The sequence below is a fragment of the Streptomyces sp. S.PNR 29 genome (assembly GCF_030386795.1).
In the GTDB taxonomy this organism is placed as follows: domain Bacteria; phylum Actinomycetota; class Actinomycetes; order Streptomycetales; family Streptomycetaceae; genus Streptomyces.
Genome location: NZ_JANUQM010000019.1, coordinates 41,357 through 65,841, shown reverse-complemented (window position 1 = coordinate 65,841; position 24,485 = coordinate 41,357). Strand labels below are relative to the sequence as shown.

Genomic DNA, 24,485 nt, shown 5'->3' with positions numbered 1-24,485 from the left:
CTGGAGGAGCCGTGCCCCCCACCCCACGCGGTCATCGCCGTCACCGCGTCTCCCGCCCCCTCACGCTCGCCGCGGCAGGCGCCCTGGTCGCCACGGCGGCCGTGGCACTCCCCCAGCTCACCCCGGACGCCTCGGCCGCCACCACGCTGCGCGGCCACGCCGACGGGCGCGGCGTGAAGATCGGCGCGGCGGTCGCCGACGGGCCGTTGCAGAGCGAGTCGGCGTACACCGCCGTGCTGGACCGGGAGTTCAACTCGGTCACGGCGGAGAACGCGATGAAGTGGGACGCGCTGGAGCCGAGCCGGGGCAGCTACAACTGGGCGGCGGCCGACCGTCTCGTCAGCCACGCCGCCGCGCACAACCAGGGCGTACGGGGGCACACTCTCGTCTGGTACGCGCAGCTGCCCTCCTGGCTGAAGAACGGCACCTTCTCCGCCTCCGAGCTGAACACACTCCTCAAGAAGCACATCGACACCACCGTCGGCCGCTACAAGGGCAAGGTGTACGCCTGGGACGTGGTCAACGAGGCGTTCAACGAGGACGGCTCGATGCGCGGCTCGCTGTGGCAGGACAAGCTGGGCACCGGCCACATCGCCGACGCGCTGCGCTGGGCGCACGCGGCGGACCCGTCCGCGAAGCTGTACATCAACGACTACAACATCGAGGCCGACAACGCGAAGAGCGACGCCCTGTACAACCTGGCGAAGCAACTCCTCGCCCAGGGCGTGCCGTTGCACGGCATCGGGTTCCAGTCCCACTTCGTCGTGGGTCAGCTGCCGAGCTCGATGAAGGCCAACCTGAAGCGCTTCTCCGACCTCGGCCTGGAGGTCTCCCTCACCGAGCTGGACGTCCGCATCCCGCTGCCGGCCTCCTCCGCGGAACTCGCCCAGCAGTCCACCGACTACAAGACGGCCAGTGAGAACTGCCTGGGCGTACCGCGCTGTGCGGGCGTCACGGTGTGGGGCCTCACCGACAAGCACTCCTGGGTGCCGGGCACCTTCAGCGGGTACGGGGCGGCGCTGCCGTACAACGAGAGCTACGGGGCGAAGCCGGCGTACACCGGGCTGTCCAACGGCCTCAATCCGAACGCCTGAGCCGGCCTCGGGAGAGGCTCGGGCTCCGCTCCTGACGCAGCTCGCGGGCCGTCTGCCCGTACTGCTCCTTGAACCCGCGCCCCAGGTGGCGCGGGTCGTGGATGCCCCAGCGGGCAGCCACGGACGCGATGGTGCGGCCGTCGTGGGCGGGGTCCAGCAGGTCCCTGCGGATGCGTGCGAAGCGTTCGTGGCGCAGCCAGGCCGAGAACGAGATGCCGGTGGTGCGGAACAGACGGTGCAGCTGACGTTCCGAGATGCCGTGGGCGGCGGCGACCGACCTGACGCACAACGACGGGTCGGAGATGTTGGCCAGGGCGTAGACGCGGATGCGGTCCACCAGCTCGGTGGCCGTGTCCATCCGGCCGGGCGCGCGTTCGGTGAACGCCGCGATCAGCAGGGAGGTCAGCGCGTCGCCCACATGGGTGTCCGCGGGCGCCGGCAGTTCGTCGAGGTGGCGGCCGAGGCCGAGCAGGAACGCGGACAGCACCGCCGGGGCCCCGGTGTCGGCGGGCAGCCGCCGGGCGGCCTGCCGGGCGACGGTGTCGGCGTGGCGGCCCAGTTCCGCGCGCGGGATGCCGACGGCCATGACGTCGCACCCGTCGGCGACCGAGAGCCGGTACGGACGGGTCATGTCGAAGACCACGAAGTCGCCGCTGCCCGCCCGGATCCGGCGACCGCCCTGGTCGGCCACGGTGGGCTGCGAGCGGTGCAGCGTCACCTTCAGCAGGTCGGGGTCGGAGGAGGTGATCGCTCGTGGGGTGCGGGACACCAGATGCCCGGAGCCACGGACCCGGGCCACGGCCAGACGCCCCACTTCCGCCGCGTCGATGTCGGCCCGGAAGGCGTCCGCGTCGGGAGCGGTCACGGAGAGCGGGGCGAGGATCGAGGAGGCCGCCGCCTGTAACTCGGCGACGCCGACCCGGTGTACGTGAAGAGCCCCCTCGCTCACGGAACCGTCCCCCTCGCCCGTCGTGCGCCCGAACCTCGTCTCCCTCGACGGTAACGAGGCACCGGCCGGTTCCGTGGCAGGAATCGGGGACACCGTGGGCGGGAATCGGGGACTCGGACGGCTCAGGGGTGCGTAGCGTGGTCCGTGGGGGAGCAAGGTCGGCCGGAACCACATCGCGGTTCCGGTCCGACCTGTCCCTCGGTCAGTCCTGCTGGGCGCCCGCGGGCAGCGAGCGCAGCTGCATGGTCGACGCGGTGCTGGTGCCGAAGCCGTAGTCCAGCATCTTCGCGGCGTCGTTGTAGCGGTCGGTGGCGTTCAGGACGACACCGATGACCGTCTTGTCACCACGGGTGGCGGAGAAGACGAGACACGGTCCCGCGGGAGTGCTGGTGCCGGTCTTGATGCCGGTGGCACCGGTGTAGGAGCCGAGCAGCTTGTTGGTGTTGTACCAGGTGTAGGTGCGGGTGCCGCCGGTGCTCGTGGTCGCGTACCGCACCGTCTTCTGCGTCTTGACCACGCCGCGGAACGTCGAGTACTTCATCGCGCTGCGTGCGAGCTTCGCCAGGTCGCGCGGGGAGGTGTAGTTCTCGCCGGTCGTCGAGATGCCGTCGAACGAGTCGAAGTGGGTGTTGGTCAGGCCGAGATCGGCGGCCTTCTTGTTCATCTTGCCGATGAACGACTTGACCCGCGCCGAACGGGTGTCGCCGGTGCCGAAGGTGTCGGCGAGGGCGTACGCGGCGTCGCAGCCCGAGGGCAGCATCATCGCGTACAGCAGCTGCCGGACCGTGACACGGTCGCCCGTCCTCAGGTCGGCCGTGCTGGCGCCCTTGGCGGCGACGTAGTCGCGGTAGGCCTGCCTGATGGTGACCTTGCGGTCGAGGTCGAGGTTGGTCTGGCTGAGAACGACGCGGGCCGTCATGATCTTCGTGGTGCTGGCCATCGGCCGTCTGGTGTCGGCGTACTTGCTCATCAGCCGGGTGCCGGTCGCGTTGTCCAGCAGGAAGGCGCCCTTGGCGCTGACCGTGGGCGCGGTGGCTGCCTGCGCGGGCGAGGCGACGGGCGTGGCCAGGAGGACGGTGCCGGCGGTCACGGCGATGGCCGCGGCCCTGCGCACCGTCAGCGCACGGGATCTTCGTGCGTCCGGCCCCCGGCGAACACGCCTGTCCTTGTCAAGGGTTATCAATGCAAACGCTCCGATGTTCTCACTTGAATCGACACGAAAGCCGCAGAGCGGGGCGCAACGGCGCCCTCCCCCCTGGCGCGGCTCGCGAGGGAGCGCATGTTCCCACAGCTCCGCACCGGACGCCGAACGATCTCAGATATCCGCCATATGGGCATATGCGTCGTTCAATGACCCGCGCAATGCGGTGCCGGACCGGCCCGCGGGGTCGACCGCCGCGCTCACTGTTTCCCCAATAACCCTTGCACGCCACCCTGTTGGCATCGAACCTGAGCAGTGCTCATCTTCTGGTCACCCATCGGAGACACCCCCACCATGAGAAGACTGATCGGCACGCTCACGGCAACCGCCCTGGCCGTCACCGGCCTCGCCGCCGCCACCGCCACACCCGCGGCCGCCGCCACCACCGGCTCCTTCGACGTCCTCACCTACAACGTCGCCGGCCTCCCGGAGGGGCTGAGTTCCGGACACCCGGAGCGGAACACCCCGCTGATCTCCCCGCGCCTCGGGGCGTACGACATCGTCAACGTGCAGGAGGACTTCAACTACCACGCGGCCCTGTACGCGGGCGACGACCACCCGTACCGCACCGCGACCAGCGGCGGCGTTCCCTTCGGGGACGGCCTCAACACCCTCTCGGACCTCCCCTTCGAGGACTTCCAGCGGGTGAAGTGGAAGAACTGCACCGGCACCAACTGCCTCACCCCGAAGGGCTTCTCGCTGGCGCGGGTGCGGCTCGCCGAGGGCGTCTTCGTGGACCTCTACAACGTGCACACCAACGCGGACGACACGGACGACGCGCTCGCCGCCCGCCGGGCCAACGTCGAGCAGCTCTCCGACTTCATCCAGGCGAACTCCGCGGGCAACGCGGTGATCGTCATGGGCGACACGAACACCCGGTACACGCGCTCCGGCGACAACATCCGCACGCTCGTGAGCGAGAACGGCCTGACCGACGCATGGGTCCAGCAGGTGAAGGGCGGAACGCCACCGGCCCAGGGCGGTGCCCCACTCCTCTGCCCGACGACGGCACCGACGAACGACTGCGAGGTGGTGGACAAGATCCTCTACCGCGGCAGCAAGCTGCTGAGCCTGAACGCGACCCGCTACCACAACGAGTGGGCCTCCTTCCTGGACTCGGCCGGCAACAACCTGTCCGACCACTTCCCGCACACCGTCGGCTTCTCCTACACCCTCAACCCCACCCTGCGGGCCGGTGACTTCTTCGGCGGCCCGCACGGCACGGCCTTCAACGACGCGGACGACCTGCCGGCCACCGTCGCTCCCCGCACCCTGACCCTGCGCGGCGGCGCCCGTCTGGACGCGGTGTCGCTGAGCCACGCGGGCGGCACGGTCCTGTCCCACGGCGGCACCGGCGGTACGGCCACCTCGCTGACCCTCGCCTCGGGCGAGCATCTGACCTCGGTGCAGCTGACGCAGGGTCAGAAAGACGGCCGCACCAGGATCTTCTCGGCGGCCTTCACGACCGACAAGGGCCGTTCCCTCTCCTCCGGTACGGCGACGTCCGACGCGAAGACCTTCACCGCGCCCTCGGGCTGGCAGATCGTCGGCTTCACGGGCCGGGCCGGCGAGGAGATCGACAAGCTGGGCGTGCTGTACGCGCCGATCGGCTGATCTCACGCCTGCGCCTTGCCATCCTAGGCGTTAACCTAGATACCCTAGGTTTCGGTGGAGACGCAGAGAGGTGGTCGCCATGGCCCGTGCCGGGCTCACCAAGGAACGGGTCGTGGAGGCCGCCGCCGAACTCGCGGACGAGGTCGGCTTCGACAACGTCACCCTGTCCGCGCTGGCGCGGCGCTTCGGAGTGAAGGACGCGAGCCTGTACTCGCACGTGCGGAATCTGCGGGACCTGCGGACGCAGCTCGCGCTGCTGGCGGGCGGCGAGATGATCGACCACATCGCCGCGGCGGTCGCCGGCCGCGCGGGCCGGGACGCGCTGGCCGCCTTCGCGAACGCCTACCGGGCGTACGCGACAGCGCACCCGGGCCGGTACGCGGCCACGCAGATCCGCATCGACCAGTCCCTGATCGCCGACTCCCCCAACCTGCGCCGCACCGCCGAGATCACCTACGGCATGCTCCGCGCCTACGGCCTGACCGAGCCCGACCTCACCGACGCCGTCCGCCTGCTGCGCAGCACCTTCCACGGCTACTGCGCCCTGGAGGCCACCGGCGGCTTCGGCGCCCCCCGTGACGTACAGGCGTCCTGGGACAAGGCGGTCGACGCCCTGCACGTGATGCTCGAACACTGGCCCCGCGAGGAGAAGAGCGATGACTGACCCGCACTACGACGTCCGCGGCGGCGGCCCCGTCCTCCTGGTGATCCCGGGCGGCGCCGGCCACCCCATGGGGCTGGACGGAATGACGGAGGTGCTCGCGGAGCGGTTCACCGTGGTGACGTACGACCCCCTCGGCCTCGCTCACGGCCGGCTCGGCCTGCCCGTCGTGGAACAGCGCGTGCAGGAGTGGAGCGAGGGGGCGTGCCGGGTGCTGGACACGGTGCCCGGCGGGGAGGAGTCCGCGTACGTGCTCGGGTTCAGCTCCGGCGGCATCGCGGCCCTCGACCTGCTCGCCCGGCACCCCGAGCGGGTGCGGCACCTCGTCGCGCACGAGCCGCCGGTCGTGGGGGTGCTGCCCGACGGGGCGCGGCAGCAGGCCAGGTTCCGGGAGGTGTACGACACCTACCGCGCGGCGGGGCTGCGGGCCGCCGGGGCCCGGCTGGCCGCGGTGCTGGAGGAACGCGAGCCCGAGGCCGACCAGGAACCCCGACCCGTGTCCCGCGCCGAGGAGTCGTCCTCTCCCCTGGCTCTCTTCCTCGCCCACGTCCTGCGCCCCTTCTCCTCCTACGTCCCGGAACTCGACGCCCCCGCGGCGCGCCTCACGCTCGCGGCGGGCGCGGACTCGCGCGGACAACTGCTGTACCGGACCGCCACGTTCCTCGCCGAGCGCACCGGCGCCGGGTTCGCCGAGTTCCCCGGCGGGCACCTCGGCGCCGCCGAGCACCCGCGGGCGTTCGCCGACCGGCTCCTCGCGGCGCTGGACCTCAGCGGGCGCCGCTGAACCCCTGCACGTCGTCGTACGTCGGCGTCGTCCCCGGCGGTGTCCGGCCCGCCCGGATGGCGGCCACCGCCTCCGCCGCCGCGCCCAGCGCCCTGCGGTACAGCAGTGAGCCGAGGCTGACACGGTGTACGCCGAGGTCGGCCAGTTGGGCGACGGTGGGGCCGGTGGGCGAGTAGAGGATGTTGAGGGGGACGTCGAGGGCGGCGACGAGCTCGGCGATGCGGGCGGGATCGGTGAGGCCGGGGACGAACACGCCGTGCGCGCCCGCCTGTCGGTAGGCGTCCAGGCGGCTCATCGTGCCGTCGCCGTCCCCGAGCCAGTAGGTATCGGTACGGGCGTTGACGAAGAGGTCCGGGGCCGCCGACCGGACCGCGGCGATCTTCGCTGCGTGCAGGTCGGCGGGCCCCAGGCCGTCCTCCAGGTTGATGCCGACGGCTCCCACGGCCGCCAGCTCCCGTGCGAACTCGGCCACCTCGTCCGGGTCGTCGCTGAAGCCGCCCTCCGCGTCGACGGACAGCAGGAACGGCTGCGAGCCGAGGGCGAACGCCAGCTGGAGCGTCTGCTCGCGACTCGCCGACGCGCCGTCGGGCAGCCCCGCGGCCGCCGCGACGCCGAGGCTCGTCGTACCGATCGCCCGGAAGCCCTGGGCGGCGAGGACGAGCGCCGAGGCGTGGTCCCAGGCGTTGGGCAGCAGCAGGGGCTCGCCGGTGTGGTGGAGGTCGGCGAAGGCGGTCATGACAGGTCCGCCACTGCGTCGGCGGGACTGTCGTGCGTGGGGTCGGTCATGGAGGAACGCTAGCGGCGGCTCGTTTCGGTACGGACCGAAGCGTGACCGGAGTGTGCGTGCGCCGATTGGCGCCCCGAGGGCTTGACGGGGCGATGGGCGCTCGGCCTACTGGAAGGCACAGCCGGGCGTCAGGGGGGAACCGTCCGGTGCCGGCCCCGTCCGGCGAACGGGTCACAGCGAACGGGAACGCCGAACCCCCGCCGGGACGCAGGTCAGGAGTCCGATGGTGCGGTGTCGATGGGCAGCGGCGCTGGTTCTGCTGTCCTCGGTGCTGTTCCTGCACCTCTTCGCCCCGGCGTCCGCACAGGACGGCGGCACACCGGTCAGGGCCGCCGTGGCAGCGGACACGGGCGTGCGCGGCGAGGCGCGGAGCGTCGAGTCCGAAAGCGCCGGGCCGTCCTGTCCCGGCGAGGAGGACGCCTCGCTCCGCCGTCTCCCGACACGGTCGGCCAGGACGTCAGGGGCTGCCGGGACGAGCCATGCGATGGGCGGCGCGGCAGTGCGGGCGTCCGCGGTGGGTCCGCGCGGTACGGCGGGCCGCCCGGCCGCAACGGCGCCGGGTCCGGGAGCGGGTGGTTCCGCGCGGGGCGCCGCCGGACTGCAGACGTTGCGCTGCTGAGTGACGGCGGTACCGACCAGGGCCTGCGCCGTGCGGCCTGAGTACTGCCTGGTGCCGATACGCGGTGATGAGCAGGCCTTCGTGTGTCCGCAAGGTCGACGACACAGGAGGCATCATGCCCGACAAGCGCGTTCTCGTTGTGCGGCCCGACGAACTGACCTCGGGCGACCACAAGATGTGGAGGGAGATCCGGACGGAGTCCGGAGCGCCGGCGAATCCCTTTCTGGATCCCGTGTTCACCACGGCCGTCGGGCAGGTCAGGCCGGGTGCCAGAGTGGCGGTGTTGCAGGAGGACGGCTCCCAGGTCGGATTCTTCCCGTACGAGCGGGGGCCCTTCGGTCAGGGCCGGGCCATCGGGCTGGGGGTGTCGGACAGTCAGGGGGCCGTCCTGCGCCCCGGCATCCGGCTCGACGCCCGCCGGTTGTTACGGGCCTGCGCGCTGTCGTCCTGGGAGTTCGACAATCTGGAGGCCGGTCAGAGCCTGTTCGCACCGCACGCGGTCGAGGAGCTCGCCTCCCCGGTCGTCGACCTCGACGGGGGATTCGCGCGGTACACGACGCGGCTGCGCGAGAACTCGGCGAGCTTTCTCGGACAGACCCTGGCCAAGGAGCGCAAGCTCGCCCGGCAGGTCGGCGAGGTGCGGTTCGTGTACGACGCGCGGGACCCGGAGGCGCTGCGTGCGCTGATGCGGTGGAAGTCCGCGCAGTACCGCAGGACGGGCCGGCGGGACCGGTTCGCGCAGGAGTGGATCACCCGGCTGGTCGGGCTGCTCGGGGACAGCGGCGAGCCCGAGTGCCGGGGGGTGCTGTCGGTGCTGTACGCCGCCGGCCGGCCCGTGGCCGCTCACTTCGGTCTGCGCTCGCGCACCGTGCTGTCCTGGTGGTTCCCCGCGTACGACCGCGCGTACGGCAAGTTCTCGCCCGGCCGCGTGCTGCAGCTGCGCATGCTGGAGGCGGCGGCCGCCGACGGGATCCGCATGGTCGACCTGGGCAGCGGGCCGGCCCGCTACAAGGAGTCGCTCAAGACCCGTGACCTACGGGTGTACGAGGGCGCGGTGATCCGCCCGGGTCCGGGCGGCACCGCCTACCGCCTGGCCCGCGAGCCGGCCCGAGCCGCCCGCCGCTTCGTACGCAACCGTCCCCGCCTGGCCGAGGCCGCCGCCAGAACCCTGGCAGAACTCGGCCGCCTGCGTGACCGCTGAGCCCCGCGTCCGGCCGCCGACGGCCCCCGACGGGCACACCCGCACACCCCACACCCGACGACTCGCGCCCCAGGCCGCCGGACACCGGCGCGACGAGCCCGGTGCGGGCAGGCCCCCTGAGCGGAGATCGAGCATGACCAAGAACGGGGCGAGCGGCCCAAAGGGGCGGGCTGTGAATAGGTGTCGGCGTGAATGTGCACCCCACGGCAGGGGAACAAGCGCGGCTCGCCGTCGCCGCGGAGGACCGCACCGGTTATGACCGCAAGCAGCCCTTCGGTGGCTGGATCCTGGGAAGTAATCGGGTCGCGCCTTGGGGGAGCCGCGTCCTACTCTGCGCGTCATGGCAAAAGCACCCGTTCTCACACCCCAGGCGGACGACTTCCCCCGCTGGTACCAGGACCTGGTCAGCAAGGCCGAACTGGCCGACAACGGGCCGGTGCGCGGCACCATGGTCATCCGACCGTACGGATACAGCCTGTGGGAGCGGATGCAGCAGGAGGTGGACGCCCGGATCAAGGCGGCCGGCGCGCAGAACGCGTACTTTCCGCTCTTCATCCCGCAGTCGTACCTGACGAAGGAGGCCGAGCACGTCGAGGGCTTCGCGCCCGAACTGGCCGTAGTCACTCATGGCGGCGGCAAGGAGCTGGAAGAGCCCGTCGTCGTCCGCCCCACGTCTGAGACGATCGTCAACGACTACTTCTCCAAGTGGGTGCAGAGCTACCGCGACCTTCCGCTGTTGATCAACCAGTGGGCGAACGTGGTCCGCTGGGAGCTGAGGCCGCGCGTGTTCCTTCGTACGACGGAATTCCTGTGGCAGGAAGGCCACACGGCACACGCCACCTACGAGGACGCCCGGGACTACGCCGCACTCATCCACCAGGAGGTGTACGCCGACTTCTTGGAAAACGTCCTCGCCATGGATGTCGTACCGGGTCGCAAGACGGTCAGGGAGCGGTTCGCCGGCGCGATCAACACGCTCACCCTGGAAGGCATGATGGGCGACGGCAAGGCCCTCCAGCTGACCACAAGCCACGAACTGGGCCAGAACTTCGCCAAGGCGTTCGAGACGCGCTACCTGTCGAAGGACGGCCGTGAGGAATACGTCTGGCAGACGTCGTGGGGTTCCACGACCCGGATGGTCGGCGCACTGGTGATGATGCACGGCGACGATGACGGCCTTCGCATCCCGCCGCGTCTGGCCCCGGTTCAGGTGGTCATCGTGGCCGTCAAGGGCGACGACGCGGTCCTGGACACGGTCCGCGGGATCGGTGACCGGCTGAAGACGGCTGGTATCCGCGTACACGTCGACGACCGCACCGACACGCCGTTCGGCCGCCGCGCGGTCGACTGGGAGCTCAAGGGGGTGCCGGTACGCATCGAGGTCGGGCCACGTGACGTGGAGAACGGGACTGCCGTGCTGGTCCGCCGCGTAGCGGGAAGCAAGGAGCCGACGCCGATCGGGGCACTGTCCGAGATCGTGCCCACGGTACTGGAGGACGACCAGGCGCTTCTGCTGGCGCAGTCCCGTAAGCGTCGCAACGACCGCACCGTCGAGGTGACCACGGTCGAGGAGGCTGCGGAGGCGGCGAGCACCGGCTGGGCGCGCATTGCCTGGGAAACGCTGGGCGTGGAGGGTGAGGCCAAGCTCGCCGAACAGGGCGTCACCGTGCGGTGCCTGGTCGCCGCAGACGGTTCCGTTCCCGAGAGCGACGACCAGCCTGGCAACATCGCCGTCGTGGCACGTGCCTACTGACCCTGGAGAGACCGATGCTGCTGCTCCGCCTGGTTACCGTGGGCGGACCGGCGGTCTCACGGCACGGCCCGCATCGCCTTGCGCAGCGCAAGGCGCAGCGATCCGCTGGTCTCTTCCGCTTCCTCCCGTTGTCCGGCGAGTCTTCCGGGGCACTGCGGCTGCTTCCCTGCCGTGTTGGGCCTGGTCGCTCATGGCATTGCGGATCGCAGCGTTGATGGCGGGTGTGTCGTAGATGAACCAGGTCGACACGTCTGCTTCGCGTGCCACCCGTGCGAAGGATATGCGCTGTCCGGCGTTGAGCAGGTCCCGGATGGCGCGTTGTGTGCGGATGGTCTTGGTTTCGCTGTCCGCCTGGCGGGCCTGGCGCAGGCGGGCTACGCGGGCGTCGCGGGACGATTCAGTGCTGGTCACGTGCGCTCCGGATGGTCAGTCCGTCCACGGGGATAACCTTGTCGGCCCGCAGCTCGGCGACCTGCTGCTGCAGGGCCGGGAGACAGGAGGGGTCGGGGCGGTAGAAGTCGCAGCCTGCGCACTGGAAGCGGATACGGCAGTGCTGCCCGCCGGCCTTGACGTTGCTGGGTCTTGGCGGAGGCCCTCCGGCAGTGTTCTGGTTTCTTGCGCTGGTCCCGCTCGGCTCTGATCCAGCCGCCCCGTGCGGCTCTGAATCGGAGGCAGGGCACAGACCATCCGCGAGCACTGCCGGGCAATCGCCAATACCTGCAGGGAGCTCACTCGCTTGATCCTCGGCCGCACTGGTGGTGCCTCGTAGCCCAAGCGCTGGTTGAGGTTGAAGCCGGATCAAGTGATGCGGTCCGGCTTCGCCGTTCTTGGCGCCCAATCCGCTCTCCGGTGCGTCACAGGATCGGCATAACTGTGACGCCACACAACTGTGACGCCGGAGGAGCCTACCGGCTCGGAACCGGCCACGGCTGCCAGCGCGGCAGGACTGGGCGGCCGGCCGGATCTTCTACCAGGTGCCGGTCGACCTGCTCGGCGACACGACCGCGCGGACCGTGATGTACCAGTGGCCGCAGCCGGGCCTGCGCGTCGCCGAGACCCCCCCCCCGCGAGGTACGAGGCGAGGCGTCCATGCCGACGGCTCCACCCCGCCCGTCAGCGGACCGCTGACACCGGTCAGCGGCGGCGTACGGCGCCGTCGGCGAACCAGCGGACCAGGGACACCGCGAGGTCGACGGCCATGCGCGCCTCGGCGAGGGTCTCCTCCCGGGTGGGCTGCTGGCCACCGTGGCGGCTCGTCTGTCCCGTCCAGAGCAGGGACATCATCGCGGTGACCGCGGCCTCCCCCTCGACGCCGGTCTTCCCTGCGAGGGCGACGTCCCACTGGCCTGCGTGCTGGCGCAGCTCGCGCAGCATCGTGCCGAGAGTGGCCTTGGCATTGTTCGGCTCCAGCGTGGCGTGCGCGGCGCACTCGACGACCTTGATCGCCTCGCTGTGGGCGCGTCCCGGCTCGGGATGCAGGGCGTACGCCGCGGTGTAGGCCCGCCGCAGGTGCTCGCTGGCGGATCCACGGCCGGGCTGGTCCGCTGCACGGGCGGCCGTCTGTCACTGGCGGGACCGCGGTGTGCTGTCGATCGTCTCGGCCAGCTGCTCGGTGGGCGTCGAGCAGGGGCTTAAGTGCTCGGTGGTCGGGGTGGTCGTCTGCCTGCCTGTGCCGCTGTCGGATGGCGCGGGAGTTCGGGATCGTGGGTGCTGCGCGGCGGGCAGGGAGCGAACTCGAAATCGCGCACGCGGTCAGGAACCCGTCGGCGTCAGGTCCTGCAAGCCCACCACCCGCAGCAACTGCAAGCGCTCGTAAGACTCCGTGCCCGGGCGGGCCGTGTGGATGACGAGCTGCTGGTTGTGGTCGGAGTTGACGAGGACCTCGCAGTCGAGTTCGAGGATGCCGATCGCAGGGTGCCGGAAGCGTTTCGTGGCGGCGCGGCGTGCGGCGACCTCGTGTTCGTCCCAGAGGTGGGCGAACTCCCCGCTCGCCACGCGTAGTTCGGCGACGAGTGCAGCGGGTTCGGGGTCCGTGGGGCGGGCCGAGGCCACCGCTCGCAGGCCGGCCACCTGCTCGCGGGCGCGCTCCGGGCGGTCCTCGGGCGGGAACAGCTCCCGGACCGCCGGGTCCAGGAAGAAGCGGCGGATCATGTTGCGTCCTCGGGGCGGGCGGGCGAGCACGTCTCCGACCAACGCCCGCGACAGCGCGTTCTGGGCCAGGATCTCGCCGCAGTCGGTCGCCACCATGGCCGGGGTGTCTTCCAGCCGGTCCAGCACCAGGAGCAGGCCCGGGCGCACGTGCGTGCTGGTCACCTCCCGGAGCGGCGGCTGTTCACCGGTGAGGTGGAAGAGGTGGTCGCGTTCGTCCTCCGTCAGGCGCAGGGCGCGGGCCAGCGCGGTGAGCATCTGGCGGGACGGGCGCGGGCCCCGGGACTGTTCCAGCCGCGTGTAGTAGTCCACGGACATGCCGGCCAGTTGGGCCACCTCCTCGCGGCGCAGCCCCGGCGTACGGCGCCGGACTCCGGCCGTGAGACCGACGTCGGAGGGGGCCAGGCGGGCGCGAGCACGGCGCAGGAAGTCGGCGAGTTCGGCTCGGTTCACCTCTCCAGGGTGCGGGACGCCGGCCGACTTTATCCAGGGACTCCCGATCCCCTGATGAAGAGGTCTCTCCCGGACATCGCCGCATCCGTCGAGGCTGGTCGCCGACGACAGGCGACACAGTGCGTGAGGAGCACATCATGCTGACTTTGGTGACTGGTACGACGGGGCAGGTCGGACGCCGCTTCGTGCCGAGGCTGCTGGCCCAGCGGGAGGCGGGCGAGCAGGTGCGGGTCCTGGTACGGGACGCGGCCCGCGGCGAGCGCTTCGCGGAGCTGGGCGCCCAGGTCGCCGTAGGAGACATGCGCGACGAGGAGACACTCGGTAAGGCGCTCGCCGGCGTGGACGCCGTTGTGAATGTCGCCGCCTCCTTCCGCGGGGTGCCCGACGAGGAGGCGTGGGCCGTCAACCGGGACGCCGCGGTGGCCCTGGGCCGCGCCGCGCAGGCCTTGGGCGTGGAGCGGTTCGTGCAGGTCAGCACGAACAATGTGTACGGCGTCGGACGGGGCCGCCCGCTGACCGAGGAGGACGAGAGCCGGCCGGGCGGTGAGATGTGGGGCGCCTATCCCGAGTCCAAGGCCGAGGCCGAGCGCGAACTGCTCGCGCTCAAGGGCCTGGACGTACGTATCGGGCGGCTGCCCTTCGTCTACGGCGAGGGCGACCCGCATCTCGCCAACTCCTTGCACTGGGCAGCCGGTTGGGCGCCGCACCAGCGCCTGCAGATGGCCCACCACGCGGACGTCGCCCAGGGCCTGATGCGTCTGCTGTACGCGCCGGGCATCGCCGGCCGGATCTACAACATCGCCGATGACGCCCCCGTCACGACGGTCGAGCTGTACCAGCTCAACGGCGTCGAGGTGCCCGCCGGGCTCCACGAGCTCACGGACCCCGACCCGTGGTTCGGGATCATGTCCAACCAGCGGATCCGCCGGGAGCTCGGCTTCCGGCCGATCTACCCGAGCGTCTGGACGGCCCGGGACGCCGGAGCCCTGTGACGGTCACTGCGCCCCGCCAGTCGCCACGTTGATCACGCCGAGGTCTGCTGGTACGCGACGGGATGGGTGGGGAAGCTGTTGCTGGCTGCGGGTGCCTTTCGGATGGCTTCCCTGCAGGGTGAGATGACGCTGTCGTTCCTGGGGCGGATCGCGGACAGGTACGGCCTGACGGTGCGGAGTCTGCTGTCGTCGGTTACCGAAGTGGCCGGCCAGCAGGGCGTCGTCGGGGCTCTGCAGGGCGACAGTGAGGTGTTCTTGAACGCCGCGGCCCGGGACCCGCTGTGTCGTGTGCCGCAGGTGGGCTTACGCCGCGCGTTGCCGACCTGGATGCGGGAGGAGCCGCTGGGGCCCCTCGACGGAGAGGCCGGTGGCGCGGCTCCACAACGGGGTGGAGACGGTGTGCTGCCTGGGGTCCGGCGTGCCCGGGCTGTGTGGCTGCGCGGACCGGTCGCGTTGCACCGGCCCGGGGGTACCTGGCGGCGCACCAGCAAGTCTGCCCACGCCACCGGTGCTGGCTGATGGGCGTGCCTGGCAGCGGGGGCCGTGTCGTCGGGTTGGCCGGATGCCCGGAGGTGGTCCAGGCGAAGGAGGAACACGGCGGTGTGGATGGAAGGGTTGCGACGGGGAAGATCACCGACTTCGCCGGGGAGACAGACGCGCCGGACGCCTCGGAGCAGCAGGCTCGCGCCCTCCAGGCGCCGCGTGCACGTCGAGTTGCAAGGAGTCCGCGGGGAGGAGACGATCTCGGCGTCTGCTCTCGCCATCGCCGGCTACAAGAAGGACTCGAGCTGGAGGTGTAACCCTCACGGCTGGTTTACCGTGAGGGCCACCTCAACTACGAGGGTTGGTTCTCGTAGTCATCATCCTTTGTGCCCTCTGTCGCGGTCTCGTCAGTCCGCGGGGCATGGATGGCCTCGTTGTCATCATTCTTTGCGCCCTTGAGCGCGGACTTCACTGTCCGCAGGGCGTGAATGGCCGTGACCATCCGTCGCGCAAGTCCAGGAACCGAGTCGAGAGTGTAGTTCAGCACGCACAGCACGCCCCCTACTACTCCGACGGTAACCAGGACCCAGCCCCCACTCATCCCGGGGCCCCCCATCTTCTCGGCAACCCCAACGACAGGTTTGTCGCCAGGGCGTTCGAGGGCCCGCGGCGGGGGCGAAAGACGGAAGGCAGGAGGCCCGGAATCAAGGTCAGCGGCCCTTGTCGCGTTACCTCAACGTAGCAGATCGACCACTTTCTGTGAATGGTGTCGAGGGACCAGATGTACCTTGCGGCCTGTTCCCATCCCGGAGCGGGCCGTCATCATGCCCTTGCTCCCCGCACGCGCCTGCCCCTCAGACACCGAACCAAATCGGGAGAAGAAGCAGTCCTGGGCAGATCGAGCAGCCCTTGGACGGCGGCACGGAACGCGGTGCCGGTCAGGTAGTCCATCGCGCCGCTCACTGCGGCGATCACGCAGCCGTCCGCTCTGTCGAGCTCTGTGACCCGCACCGTCCCGCCCGCGGCGGCCGCTTCCTCAGTCGTCATGCCACCGCGGATGCCCGGCAACGGAGGGACTACCGCACCAAGCCCGCCGTCATCACGCCATCGACCCGCCAAGGACGCGGCGGCAGTCCCGGCGGCACCCTCCAGACCAGCAGCAGACCACCGGCGGGCGCTTGCCCGGCCTGCTCATCCGCGAGCGCCTCAGCCAGCTCACAGCACAGCCGCGTCTCGGTGTGGGTATTGGCGGCCCAGACCCCCGCGGCGTCCAGCGTGACGTCGAAGCACACCCGGCTTCCAGCGACCAGTACACGCTCCGCGTCGCCGTGGACGGCCGAACGGTGGGAGACGGCATCCCAGCCGCCGCCGGCCTGAGCAATGGCGCCCACGCCTCGTCGAGATCGGACCACCTCACCACACCGCTCGGCACAGGCGCCTCCAGCTCTTGCCGCCGGATGGGACCACCCAGCATCCGCCCAGGCATGATAGGCGACAACCGGCGCGCATCCTGGCGGACGCGGCAGACACCCCGCGCCCACCCCGGGGCTTCACCACCCAGGGAAGCGCCGGTTCGTCTTGGGTGACTCCGCAACCCGGGGCACCGAGCAGGCCGTGACGGTCACGGACACCCGGCTCTACGGGAAGGCGACCGCGCAGGCGTGGGACCGGCTGCACCCGCGGCTGACCCGTCGACGGACCCCGGCCCGGCAAGCCCAGTGCGGGCAGGTCGTCCGGGCCTCGGCTGCGGTCGAGGCGGGTGGGGTCGGTCACCCGTCCGGCCCAGCGCCCCGCGCTGTCGGGGCGGTCGTTGCCTAGCGTCGTAGCACGGCCGCCACCACGGCAAGGAGGAGACGCTCATGCCACGCCGAGCCGTCATCGCGGGCATAACCGCCGCGTTCGTGTCCATCGTCCCGTCGGCCTCGACCGCCCACGCCCAGGATCTCGACTGCAGCGACTTCAGGTTCCAGGAAGAGGCGCAAACCGTGTTCGACCAGGACCCCAGCGACCCGAACCGGCTCGACGAGGACCAGGGGCCGGACGACGGCGTCGCCTGCGAGGCGCTGCCCCGGCGCACCGACATCTCCGCCACGTCCAGGGCGCGCAGCCCCTCCCCCGTGCCGACGCTCGGTGCGCGCACCGGAGTCGGCGGCGTTTCCGCTCCCGGCCCGTCCGGCCGGGACATCGGCATCGGCGTGACCCTCGCCGCCGGAGGGGTCCTGGCCGCCGCCGGGTACGTGGCGCTGCGCCGCCGCCGGGGCTGACCCACCGGTCTGCGCGCCGACCCCTGCCGCACGCCGTGCACTAGGCCGGGCCCTGCTCCAGTCCCCGCTCCTCCGAGAAGCGGAAGCGGGAGCCCGCCCCCGTGGCCCACCGGACGATGAGTTCGCGGGTGCTGCCCTGCCCCCGCACCTCCACCGTGACCAGCTCATCGAGCGGCAGGGGGTCCGGTTCGGCGGTGAGGCGGGCCAGGGCGACGAACAGGGTGGCGTCCTCGCCTGTCGCACCCGACAGCTCGGGTGACGCGCCCGTCAGGCCGGCCACCGGGACGAGCTCGGACCGTGCGCCCTCCCCGGACGCCGGCCAGCCCGTGACCCGTACCGGCGTCCCGGCACCGGCCCCCGCCACCAGATGCGCGCGCACCTCCGCCGCGCCCTCGGCCACGACCAGGCTGGTGACCCGGACGCGCTCGCCGACCCGGTGCCGGGAGGCCGCCCAGCCCTCCCCCACGCCCAGCGGCTCGATCTCCGTGCGGCTCGGGTCGTCGGCGACGATCACGCTGTTGTCGTACGACGCCGAGGGCCGCGTCGCCGTCGAGTAGGCGAGGCGCGTGTAGTACGGGTCGTAGCGGACGTCCTCGCTTCCGTGGTTGTGGAGGCGGACGAAGCCGTCCGAACGGGTGGACTGCAGCAGCCAGTTGGGGGCGCAGAGGGCGGTCACCGCGTCGTCGCGCTCCACCGGGCCCGGCTCCTCCGGCACTGTCCACACCGGGTGGTCCGGCGGCAGGAGCAGACCGAGGAAGCCCTTGCTCGCCCAGTACGGGGACGCCGGGCCCGAGTAGCCCTGCAGAACCGATGCGTCGGGGCCGTGCCAGCCGAGCGTCAGCAGGCCCCGCTCGTCGACCGCGCCCCGGTCGAGGAAGTACCGCAGCGCCCCCGAGGCCAGGCGCCGGGTCTCCCCCGGGGGCAGCGGCGTGCGCCCGGTCAGCTCGCCCAGCCACAGCGGAGCCGTCGTCGCGAACCGGTAGGTGAGGGACCGGCCCTGGTGCAGGGGGGCGCCGTCACCGCCGAACAGGCGGGCGTAGTCGGCGAGATGCCGCGACAGCCGGTCGCCGTACAGGTCGAGCAGCCGGGCGTCGTCCGCGAGCCAGGCGTGCAGCACCGGGTAGAGGTGCATCGCCCAGCCGTTGTAGTAGTCGAACTTCCGGCCGTCGCCGTCCGTGTACCAGCCGTCGCCGACGTACCACTGCTCGATGCGCTCAAGGCCCCGGTCGATCGCCGCTCGGGAGGCCTCCGGCTCGTGGCCGATCTCCTGGAGGAAGCCGCCGACCGTGACCGGGAACAGCTCCCAGTTGCAGGGCCAGGCCTCGGCGGTCAGCGCGTCGCCGAGCCAGGCCGCCGCCCGCTGCCGTACGGCGTCGTCCAGGCGGTCCCACAGCAGTTCCCGCGTCATCCGCAGCGCGAGGGCGATCGACGCGGCCTCCACCAGCGGCTGGCTGCGGTCCTCGATCCGGGGCCAGACGCCCGACACCCCGGCCGCGAGGCCGTCCGCGTACCGCTGCAGGGCCTTCTCGTCGCGCCGGAAGGCCGCCAGCAGCAGCGTGCGGGCGTAGCCCTCCAGGCCGTCGGAGAGCCGCCCGGACCAGCTCGTCCGGTCACCGGGGAAGTGGTAGAGCGCGCCGCCCTCGGCGGCGTACGGCTCGACCGCGGCGAGCAGGGCGTCGGCGGCCGCCTCCCAGTGGGCGCGGGTGTAGCCCGTGTGCGGACTGAGGGTGCGATCGTCGGGTGGCAGCTGCATCGTTTCTCTTTCTCATCGGTGCGCCTCAGCGGCGTGAACCTGGGGCGCCCCGGTTCCGGTCGGGACGCCCCAGGGGCTCATCCCACCCTGACCAGGCCCTTCGGCACCAGGTGCCGGGCGACGAGTTCGTCGCGGACCAGGCCCGCGTACACGGTGGCGCCGTGCACGGAGGTGTGCGTGTTGTCCCGCTTCTCGTTGTAGAGGTACAGCGCCTTGGAGGCTTCGGCCCCGAGGGACTCCACGAGTGCCTTGGTCCTCGCGGTGAGGTCGATCAGCGGGACGCCCTCGGCGGCGGCGACGGCGCGGACGACGGCCGGGTGGTCGACGCCGAGGCCGTTGACGAGGAGCGCGGTGTTGTTGTTCAGGGTGCCGTCGGTGTTGAACCAGCGTCGCACGATCGGGGTGACGAGGACGGGCTCGCCGCCCTGCTCCCGCACGCCCGCCACCAGGGCCTCCAGGTTGGCCCGGTAGGTCGCCTCGTCGGTGGTCTTGTCGTTGTGGGCGAGCTGGATCAGCACCAGGTCGCCGCGGCGGATCAGGGGCTGGACCGTGCCCCACAGCTGGGGACTCGCCAGGTAGCTGACCGTGCTCTCGCCGGAGTCGGCGTAGTTGGCGACGGACAGGCCCTTGCGCAGGTACTGCGGCAGCTGCTGGCCCCAGCCGGAGTACGGGTCGCCGGGCTGGTCGCAGACCGTGGAGTCGCCGATGAGGAAGATCTGGCGGGCGTGCCGTGCGGGGGTGACGCGGATGCCGGCGAGGGCGGGCGCCGTGCCGCCGATGGTCAGGTCGAGACCGGGGGTGCCGGCGGGGCCGGTGGGCTCCCCCTCGGGCGTGCGGACGTTCACCGTGAAGCTGCGGGCGACATGCTCGCCGGCCGCAACGGACGTCTCGGGCAGCAGGGAGCGCCGGGTCTCCCCGCCGATGCTCGTGCCGGACGCGGCCGCACCGCCGAGCAGTACCCGCACGTCGTACGTGCCCGGCGGGACGTCGAAGTGACAGGCGGTCGCCGTGCAGTTGTCGATGCCGAGGGGTCTGTGCTCCTCCTGAGCCTGAGCGGGGACGGCCGTGAGGCCGGCGCTCAGGGTCAGCGCCGCCAGCACGGCTGGGTTGAAACGTCTCATACGGCTCCTCCGACGGTCCTGAACAGGGCGACAAGGCCTGGCGCTGGACCGTACTCGCTCGGGACAAGCGCTTTCTAGACCCCGGACGGATTTCACAAGATTGCCAACCTACAGCGAGCGAAAGCCCTTTCGCGAAATCGATTCAACTGTCACCCTGCCAACCACCCGCACCACCGGCACACCCCCACACCTCCGAAGGAGGCCCCCCATGTCCGGATCCGCCGACAGACCGGTCCGACGCCGCACCTTCGTCCTCGGTTCCGCGGCCGCGGCCGGCTCCGCCGCCCTCGCCGGCCCGCTCGCGCCTGCCGCGCCCGCCGCGTCCGCCGCGTCCGCCGCCGGCTTCGGCTACACGGACGACGGGTCGAACTACGTCATCGACACCGGCGCCAACCTCGTCTTCAAGGTCAGCAAGTCCAACGGCGACCTGACCTCGCTGGTCTACAAGGGCACGGAGTACCAGGGCTACGGCGGTAGGAACTCGCACATCGAGTCCGGCCTCGGCACCTCCACGGTCGGCATCAAGCAGTCCGGGTCGACGATCCTGGTCTCCGTCGCGTACGGCACGCTGAGGCACTACTACGCGGCCCGCAGCGGCGAGAACAACGTCTATCTGTGGACCAACAAGGCGGACACGTCCGTCTCCGCGACCCGCTACATCCTGCGCGTGAAGAAGGGCCTGTTCCTCAACGACGAGCCCGACTCCTACACCTACACGAACAGCACGGTCGAGGCCTCGGACGTGTTCGCGAAGTCCGACGGCCAGACCCGCTCGAAGCACTACTCGGGGCTCCGGGTGATGGACTACGACTATGTCGGCTGGTCCTCCGGCGGCGTCGGCCTGTGGATCGTGCGCAGCAACCACGAGAAGGCCTCCGGCGGCCCGTTCTACCGCTCCCTGCTGCGCCACCAGAGCGCGGACGGCGGCGGCCTGTACGAGATCCTGTACTACGCCCAGAGCCAGACCGAGGACCAGCGCTTCGGCCTCCAGGGCCCTTACGTCATCGCCTTCACGGACGGCGGCGCGCCCTCCTCGTCGCTGTTCCCGGGCACCCTCACCACCTCATGGGCGGACTCGCTCGGCATCTCCGGATACGTCCCGGCGAGCGGGCGGGGCAGGGTCGCGGGCGTCGGCATCTCGGGACGGAACACGGCGTACCCGTACACCGTCGGGCTCGCCAACCCGGCGGCGCAGTACTGGACTTCGGCCCGTGCCTCCGACGGCTGGTTCTCCATCGGGGGCGTGCTTCCGGGGACGTACACGCTCACCGTCTACAAGGGCGAACTCGCCGTCCACACCACCTCGGTGACGGTCACCGCGGGCGGCACGACCACCCTCAACACGATCGCCGTCCCGTCCTCGAACGACCCGTCCAACGCGAGCGCGATCTGGCGGATCGGCGACTGGAACGGCACTCCGAGCGGCTTCAAGAACGCGGACCTGATGACGTACGCGCATCCGTCCGACGTACGGGCCGCCTCCTGGACCGGCAACGTGGTGATCGGCAGCGGCAGCGAGACGTCGGCCTTCCCCTGCTATCTCTGGAAGGACGTCAACAGCGGGATCATCGTCTACTTCAGGCTGACCGCCGCGCAGGCCGCCGCCGCGCACACCCTGCGGATCGGCGTGACGACGGCCTTCTCCAACGGCCGGCCCCAGGTCGTCGTCAACGACACCTGGACCTCGGCGATCCCCTCGCCGCCCACCCAGCCGAGCACGCGGTCACTGACCTGCGGCTCGTACCGGGGCAACAACCACACGTTCACCTACAGCATCCCGGCCAGTGCCTGGAGGACGGACACCAGCCAGTACAACACCCTGAAGATCAACGTGGTGAGCGGCTCGGGGTCGACGGGCTATCTCAGCGCGGGCACGTCGATCGACGCGATCGACCTGCTGCCGTAGGGGCTCTCAGGTCCCGCGCGTCCACTGCTGGTTGGTTCCTCCGTTGCAGGTGTAGGTGATGACGGCGGCGGAGTTGGCGGTGGACGCGCCGTTCACGTCCAGGCACTCCCCGGTCGCGCGGGACTTGATGTTGACGTAGGAGCCGGTGGTGGTGACCGACCACTGCTGGCTGGTCGCCGAGCCGCTGCAGTTCTCCTGCGTGACCGTGTCGGCGTTCTCCTGCACGCACAGGGAACTGTTGCGGACCATCAGCTGGTAGTAGCCGCCGCCGACGGACTTGAACCAGTACTTCTGGTTGTTGCCGCCGTTGCAGTCGTACTGCTTGATCTGGGCGCCCTGCCACAGCGACTGGCTGGTGACGTCGGCGCACTTGCCGCTGTGCCGCGCGATCAGCGTGTTGTACGTGGCGCTGGTGCCGCTGATCGTCCCGGCGGCGGTGTCGATGGTGACCTCCGGGGACCAGGACATCGACATGGAGGTGGAGCTGGGGAAGCTCAACGGCAGCCATACGTACCGCGAGTCGTTGACGGTGCCGCCGAAGGAGTTGCCCCAGCGGTCGCCCAGGTAGAGGTAGGAGGTGCCCGAGGTGCCCTGCACCGGGAGGACGTAGGCGGTCTGCGAGCCGTACGCCGTGGAGTCGCCGACGTTCTTCATCGCCGACCAGGGACCGGCGAGGCTGCTGGCGGTGGCGTACTGCTGCTGGTTGGGGTCCCAGCCGGTCGCGCCCGAGGTCAGCATGAAGTAGACGCCGCCCCGCTTGAACAGGGCCGGGGCCTCGCGGTGGCCGCCCGGCCAGGGGTTGGCGACCAGGCTCGCGATGCCGGTGTAGTCGGCGGTGAGCCGGTAGATCTGCAGGTCGTAGTTCTCACGGGCGGCGGAGGCCATGTAGCCGGTGCCGTCCGTGTCGACGAAGACCGTGATGTCCCGGGACATGTGCTGGCCGAGCGGACGGAAGCTGCCCTTGTAGGTGTAGTTGCCGTCGACGGTGTCGGAGACGGCGACGGCGGCACGGGCCTCGCTGTAGTCGGTGCCGTTCTCCTTGTGCATCCACATCACGAACTTGCCGGTGGACGCGTTGTACATGACCTTCGGCCGCTCGATGTTGGCGGTGGCCAGCTCCGCGGCGCTCGACTGGGTCAGGACGTGGTTGCGGAACTCCCAGTTCTTCAGGTCGGTGGAGCGATAGGCGTCCACGTACCGGAAGGTGTTGTCGGCGTTGCGGTGCTCGCCGAACCAGTAGTAGTAGGTCCCGACCTTGATGACACCGCCGCCGTGCGCGTGCACGGGGTTGCCGGATGTGTCCGTGAACTGGGTGCCGTTGGTGATGGTCTGGGGGGCGGCCTGGGCGGGCCCGGCGGTCGCGAGGGCCCCGGCGAGCGCGCAGCACAGGGCCAGCAGAATCGCGTACGCACGTCTCATCTCATGCCTCCTGAGGGGCCGTGTCGGCGACGGGGACGCCGAAGTCGGGCGTGCCGTCCGGCTTCCAGCCGAGCTTCTGGACGCGCGTGTGGCGGTTGGGATCGTTCAGCGGATCGCCGTCGATCTCCTTGTACTGGCGGGCGTGGTAGACGAGGACGTCGGTGCGGCCGTCCTCGGCGACCGTGAAGCTGTTGTGGCCGGGGCCGTACTGCCGGGTGGTGTCGTTGCTGGTGAAGACCGGGACCGGTGACTTCGACCAGTTCGCCGGGTCCATGAGGTCGGCGTCGGCGTCGACGGTCAGCAGGCCCATGCAGTAGTTGGCGTCGGTGGCGCTGGCCGAGTACGACATGAACAGCCGGCCGTTGCGGGCGATGACCGACGGGCCCTCGTTGACCTTGAAGCCGATGCACTCCCAGTCGTACTCGGGGGTCGACAGCCGTACCTGCGGGCCCCTCAGGGTCCACGGGTTCTCCATCTCGGACAGCCAGATGGCGGTGTTGTTGCCCACGTTGGGCTCGTGCTGGGCCCAGGCGAGGTAGCGGGTGCCGCGGTGGGTGAAGGTGGTGGCGTCGAGGGAGAACGTCTCCCAGGCCGTCTTCAGCTGGCCCTTCTCCACCCAGGTGCCCTGGAAGGGGTTGGGGTGGGAGTTCTCCAGGACCCAGATGCGGATGTCCCACACGCTCTCGGCGGGCGCGGAGGCGAAGTAGATGTACCACTTGCCGCCGATGCGGTGGATCTCCGGTGCCCAGATGTGCGCGCCCATGACACCGGTGGCGTGCTTGCGCCAGATGACGGACTCGGCGGCGGTCGCCAGGCCGTTCAGGGTGCGGGAGCGGCGCAGGATGATGCGGTCGTACTCGGGGGCGGTCGCCGTGAAGTAGTAGAAGCCGTCGGTGTGACGGTGGATGTGCGGGTCGGCGCGGTTGCGGACGAGCGGGTTCACGTACGGGGCTCTCTTCGGGGGCACGGCGGGGGTGGCGGCCTCGGCCACGGTGGGGGTGGCGGCCAGGGCACCCGCGGCCAGGGCGCCCTTCAACAACAGTCGGCGGCCTGGAACGTGGGGCAGGTCGTCGGCGCGGCTCATGCGGACTGCCTCTCAGAGGGGGGAAGTTGTTCGAAACTGCGAACTACATCTGTCATTACGAACGCCGAAAAGGTAAGGGTGTGCCAGGGGGAGGTCAACGGGTCCGGCGTGACAAGGTGAGCAGGTTTTTGTTATCGGCCGCCGCTGCGAACCGTCTCCGGTCATGTGCACAGCCATCTCCCCAGGACAACAGCGGCCG

At 70.8% G+C, this 24,485-nt stretch carries 21 protein-coding genes; 10 read left to right on the top strand and 11 right to left on the bottom strand.

The window, feature by feature from the left end; genetic code table 11:
• Positions 1–11: 11 nt before the first annotated feature.
• Positions 12–1,094 (top strand): endo-1,4-beta-xylanase, encoded by a 1,083-nt coding sequence (locus tag NW895_RS37315; RefSeq protein WP_289941384.1) that lies wholly within the window; start codon positions 12–14, stop codon positions 1,092–1,094.
• Here the strand turns inward: NW895_RS37315 and NW895_RS37310 are convergent.
• Entirely contained in the window at positions 1,078–2,043 is a 966-nt protein-coding gene (locus NW895_RS37310; RefSeq protein ID WP_289941383.1) for a helix-turn-helix domain-containing protein, read from the bottom strand. The two genes, NW895_RS37315 and NW895_RS37310, sit on opposite strands and share 17 nt — an antisense overlap.
• A 202-nt stretch (positions 2,044–2,245) precedes the next feature.
• Positions 2,246–3,157, bottom strand: a complete 912-nt coding sequence (locus NW895_RS37305) for a serine hydrolase (protein WP_289941380.1) — start codon at positions 3,155–3,157, stop codon at positions 2,246–2,248.
• 381 nt (positions 3,158–3,538) lie between these two features.
• On the opposite strand from NW895_RS37305, the gene NW895_RS37300 reads away from it, so the two are divergent.
• The 3 genes from NW895_RS37300 to NW895_RS37290 all read left to right on the top strand — a co-directional run bounded on the left by NW895_RS37300 (position 3,539) and on the right by NW895_RS37290 (position 6,303).
• Complete coding sequence (locus tag NW895_RS37300) at positions 3,539–4,858, top strand: jacalin-like lectin (RefSeq protein ID WP_289941378.1); 1,320 nt, start codon at positions 3,539–3,541, stop codon at positions 4,856–4,858.
• A 79-nt stretch (positions 4,859–4,937) separates the two neighbouring features.
• Positions 4,938–5,522, top strand: a complete 585-nt coding sequence (locus tag NW895_RS37295; protein WP_289941377.1) for a TetR/AcrR family transcriptional regulator — start codon at positions 4,938–4,940, stop codon at positions 5,520–5,522.
• Positions 5,515–6,303, top strand: coding sequence for an alpha/beta hydrolase (locus NW895_RS37290; RefSeq protein WP_289941375.1), 789 nt, complete (start codon positions 5,515–5,517; stop codon positions 6,301–6,303). The genes NW895_RS37295 and NW895_RS37290 overlap by 8 nt, the downstream gene beginning before the upstream one ends.
• Here NW895_RS37290 and NW895_RS37285 read toward each other — a convergent pair.
• A complete protein-coding gene (locus NW895_RS37285; protein WP_289941374.1) occupies positions 6,287–7,039 on the bottom strand; it encodes an isocitrate lyase/phosphoenolpyruvate mutase family protein in 753 nt (250 codons plus the stop codon). The genes NW895_RS37290 and NW895_RS37285 overlap by 17 nt on opposite strands.
• Before the next feature lie 274 nt (positions 7,040–7,313).
• Here NW895_RS37285 and NW895_RS37280 point away from each other — a divergent pair, with 274 nt between their 5' ends.
• The 3 genes from NW895_RS37280 (at position 7,314) to proS (ending at position 10,663) form a co-directional block, all read left to right on the top strand.
• Positions 7,314–7,709 carry a hypothetical protein gene (locus NW895_RS37280; protein WP_289941373.1) on the top strand — a complete coding sequence of 132 codons (396 nt, stop codon included), beginning with the start codon at positions 7,314–7,316 and terminating at the stop codon, positions 7,707–7,709.
• A gap of 115 nt (positions 7,710–7,824) precedes the next feature.
• The gene (locus NW895_RS37275) at positions 7,825–8,910 is read left to right on the top strand and encodes a GNAT family N-acetyltransferase (RefSeq protein WP_289941372.1); all 1,086 of its coding nucleotides are present in this window, start codon (positions 7,825–7,827) and stop codon (positions 8,908–8,910) included.
• Between the two features lie 340 nt (positions 8,911–9,250).
• Entirely contained in the window at positions 9,251–10,663 is a 1,413-nt protein-coding gene (gene proS / locus NW895_RS37270; protein ID WP_289941371.1) for a proline--tRNA ligase, read from the top strand.
• 33 nt (positions 10,664–10,696) lie between these two features.
• Here proS and NW895_RS41375 read toward each other — a convergent pair whose 3' ends face one another.
• The 3 genes from NW895_RS41375 to NW895_RS37260 form a co-directional block, all read right to left on the bottom strand.
• Positions 10,697–11,074, bottom strand: coding sequence for a DUF6262 family protein (locus tag NW895_RS41375; protein WP_354670157.1), 378 nt, complete (start codon positions 11,072–11,074; stop codon positions 10,697–10,699).
• A gap of 723 nt (positions 11,075–11,797) precedes the next feature.
• Positions 11,798–12,037 carry a hypothetical protein gene (locus NW895_RS37265; protein WP_289941369.1) on the bottom strand — a complete coding sequence of 80 codons (240 nt, stop codon included), beginning with the start codon at positions 12,035–12,037 and terminating at the stop codon, positions 11,798–11,800.
• A 378-nt stretch (positions 12,038–12,415) separates the two neighbouring features.
• Positions 12,416–13,264 (bottom strand): helix-turn-helix transcriptional regulator, encoded by an 849-nt coding sequence (locus NW895_RS37260; protein ID WP_289941368.1) that lies wholly within the window; start codon positions 13,262–13,264, stop codon positions 12,416–12,418.
• Between the two features lie 137 nt (positions 13,265–13,401).
• On the opposite strand from NW895_RS37260, the gene NW895_RS37255 reads away from it, so the two are divergent.
• A complete protein-coding gene (locus tag NW895_RS37255; RefSeq protein WP_289941367.1) occupies positions 13,402–14,256 on the top strand; it encodes an NAD(P)-dependent oxidoreductase in 855 nt (284 codons plus the stop codon).
• Positions 14,257–15,815: 1,559 nt separating this feature from the next.
• Here the strand turns inward: NW895_RS37255 and NW895_RS37250 are convergent.
• The gene (locus tag NW895_RS37250; RefSeq protein WP_289941366.1) at positions 15,816–16,130 is read right to left on the bottom strand and encodes a hypothetical protein; all 315 of its coding nucleotides are present in this window, start codon (positions 16,128–16,130) and stop codon (positions 15,816–15,818) included.
• A gap of 468 nt (positions 16,131–16,598) precedes the next feature.
• On the opposite strand from NW895_RS37250, the gene NW895_RS37245 reads away from it, so the two are divergent.
• Positions 16,599–17,003, top strand: coding sequence for an excalibur calcium-binding protein (locus NW895_RS37245; protein ID WP_289941365.1), 405 nt, complete (start codon positions 16,599–16,601; stop codon positions 17,001–17,003).
• Between the two features lie 40 nt (positions 17,004–17,043).
• On the opposite strand, the gene NW895_RS37240 is transcribed toward NW895_RS37245, so the two are convergent.
• Both NW895_RS37240 and NW895_RS37235 read right to left on the bottom strand, forming a co-directional pair.
• On the bottom strand, positions 17,044–18,756 hold the full coding sequence (locus tag NW895_RS37240) for a DUF2264 domain-containing protein (RefSeq protein ID WP_289941364.1): 1,713 nt from the start codon (positions 18,754–18,756) through the stop codon (positions 17,044–17,046).
• Positions 18,757–18,833: 77 nt separating this feature from the next.
• Positions 18,834–19,877 (bottom strand): rhamnogalacturonan acetylesterase, encoded by a 1,044-nt coding sequence (locus tag NW895_RS37235; protein ID WP_289941362.1) that lies wholly within the window; start codon positions 19,875–19,877, stop codon positions 18,834–18,836.
• Positions 19,878–20,085: 208 nt separating this feature from the next.
• Between NW895_RS37235 and NW895_RS37230 the strand changes: the two genes are divergently transcribed.
• The gene (locus NW895_RS37230) at positions 20,086–21,783 is read left to right on the top strand and encodes a rhamnogalacturonan lyase B N-terminal domain-containing protein (RefSeq protein WP_289941361.1); all 1,698 of its coding nucleotides are present in this window, start codon (positions 20,086–20,088) and stop codon (positions 21,781–21,783) included.
• A 6-nt stretch (positions 21,784–21,789) separates the two neighbouring features.
• Here NW895_RS37230 and NW895_RS37225 read toward each other — a convergent pair whose 3' ends face one another.
• Both NW895_RS37225 and NW895_RS37220 read right to left on the bottom strand, forming a co-directional pair.
• A complete protein-coding gene (locus NW895_RS37225) occupies positions 21,790–23,202 on the bottom strand; it encodes an RICIN domain-containing protein (RefSeq protein WP_289941360.1) in 1,413 nt (470 codons plus the stop codon).
• 1 nt (position 23,203) lies between these two features.
• Positions 23,204–24,286: a glycoside hydrolase family 43 protein gene (locus NW895_RS37220; RefSeq protein WP_289941359.1), complete on the bottom strand. Its 1,083-nt coding sequence runs from the start codon at positions 24,284–24,286 to the stop codon at positions 23,204–23,206.
• Between the last annotated feature and the right edge of the window lie 199 nt (positions 24,287–24,485).